The organism is Hyphomicrobium sp. (assembly GCF_020852195.1).
Classification (GTDB): Bacteria; Pseudomonadota; Alphaproteobacteria; order Rhizobiales; family Hyphomicrobiaceae; genus Hyphomicrobium_C.
The window spans coordinates 1-2,006 of sequence record NZ_JADZBI010000255.1; the positions used below are offsets into that span (position 1 = coordinate 1).

The 2,006-nt window shown below is 51.9% G+C and carries 2 protein-coding genes; both read right to left on the minus strand.

Translation table 11 applies throughout. The annotated features are described in order from the left end of the window. The coding region (locus IT540_RS20670) for a hypothetical protein (RefSeq protein WP_291181768.1) at positions 1-642 on the minus strand (642 nt) is incomplete at its 3' end. A gap of 5 nt (positions 643-647) precedes the next feature. Further along, positions 648-2,006: helicase-related protein (locus IT540_RS20675; RefSeq protein WP_291181769.1), on the minus strand; the 1,359-nt coding region annotated here is incomplete at its 5' end.

A 2,006-nucleotide genomic window follows, 5' to 3' on the forward strand; every position in this document is an offset into this window, starting at 1 on the left:
AGCTTTTTGAAAAGCACTTTGCTCCCCCTCGTCAGGCCGGTGGGTCGTTCCAGACAGATTCTTTCCCCGTCGCCCTGTAGAGCCTTCAGGGCATGTGCGACATTCAATTCGGATACTGCTCAGTTCAGAACCGCCCCGGTCTGTCAGAAAAAGATTACCGTTCCCAAGGCATTGACAATCAATCCATTCTTTCCAAGGAAATTCACAAAGATGTCCTCCGGCACAAACCGCCACAAATCGTACCGGTAACCATCGACCACCATCCGGTGGACGATCAATCCTGGAACTGTGTAGATTGAAACGGTGCATTTCTCCAGTTTTGGTGTGCCGATACCAGCGCGGGAAACGCAGGGCTGGAACATGCAGTGTTGCATTGGGTGGAGGCGTTTCTCCCCTGCGTACGGTGCGAAAATCAGGTGGAGAACAAAACCTATCCACATTGAGGAGGGCGGCCAGACGTGGTTCAAATCGTTGAAATTCCGCCGGATTCTCGCAGGGCACCAGACCACGAGCTTGATCCGAACGTTTAAACCAATGATCCAAACCACAGACAACATGTGGTGTGCCACGCCGATCGGTATAAAGGCTACCTGGGCCAAATGGAGCAATGAGTTGTCCAATCCGTATCTGTTTGTCACCCACGCCTGTTATCTCCTAACATTGCCTGGACTGCTACCTAAAGCATAGCCCTGAGTAATATCCAGCTCAGCACTTCCATCCACTTGGCGCATACTGCTCGCTACCACAACGCCTCGTTCCCTCTGAAGAGGAGTCGCGAACTGTCCCGGCCATAGCATGAGATATTCTCCTTCGACGCTCGGTGGAAAATGCTCCCATTCCTGCGGATTCTCCGCCCATTTATTTTTCAGCTCCGAACAGAATCTCTCAAGCTCTTGCAGCGATTTTTCAATTTCCTCTGGAACCTGAACCGCTTCGCAACGTTCCTGTAGCAACCCATAGCCCGCATTCACAGCATCTTCGTATGGGGCAAAATTTTGAACCTCGGCATTGGAGTGCTGACGTGCCCAAGCTATGAGGGCGCCAGGAAGCGCACGTTGAATCGCAGATAGAGCGAAAGGCGTAGCCGAAGTAGGCTCTACCCGTTCGTAAAGCCTCCGATGATAACTATGAAATTGCTCGAAATGAGATCGATCACGGCTTTTGGAGGGATTGTAGATCATCATAATCAAACCCGCGCGCTCCCACCAGCGACGTCCAACACGACCGGTGACTTGGATGTATTGAGCAGTGGTTTTAGGCTGTCCCACCACGCCCATGAGCGAAAGTCGGTCGATATCGACACCGACTTCGATGATATTGGAGGCAAGGCAGGCATCGAGTGCCTTGTTGTCTGATTCGGAGTAGATTGTGGACAACCGATCCATCATTTCTACAATTTCGGCTTGAGAAAGGCGGCTGGTAAGTTCTTCAACAGTCCTGAGGTTTCGCCGCGCCTGTGGAGGAAAGTCCTCGCGGTTGAACATGAACTTGAGCCTGGAGCGAATATCTGAATCAAAGAGTGTTCTGGCCCCGCCAAGTTCTCGGATGCTGTTATAAAAAACCAGCAGTGACCACCAAGGGTCCCGGCGGTCAGGAAGTAAGGAAAATGGACGAAAGAGCACTGTCGAAAAGGCCCGTACCTGTGTCGTCAGTATGGAACCGTAGTCATTGGCATGAATGCCAAGATAAAGGCGTCCGTTGTCCAAGCTGCCATCTCCTCGGCGTGCATAGGTGCCAAAGAAGGAATCACCCATCAAAAGACCCGGACTTGGGAACAACTGCGTATGGGTGCGGGCATAAAGGGCCTTCACCTGGTTATCAGCGCCCCTGATGGTTGCTGTTGAAGCAATCAGCTTGGGCTTGAGCCAGCGGTTGCCAATCTGACGAGAGCAGAGCCGCTCGAAAATTCCTTCGTACAATGCATACATGGTACCCAGTGGGCCAGATATGAGGTGCAACTCATCCTGAATTATCAATCCCGGCGGCATATGTTCCTGATGTGGTTC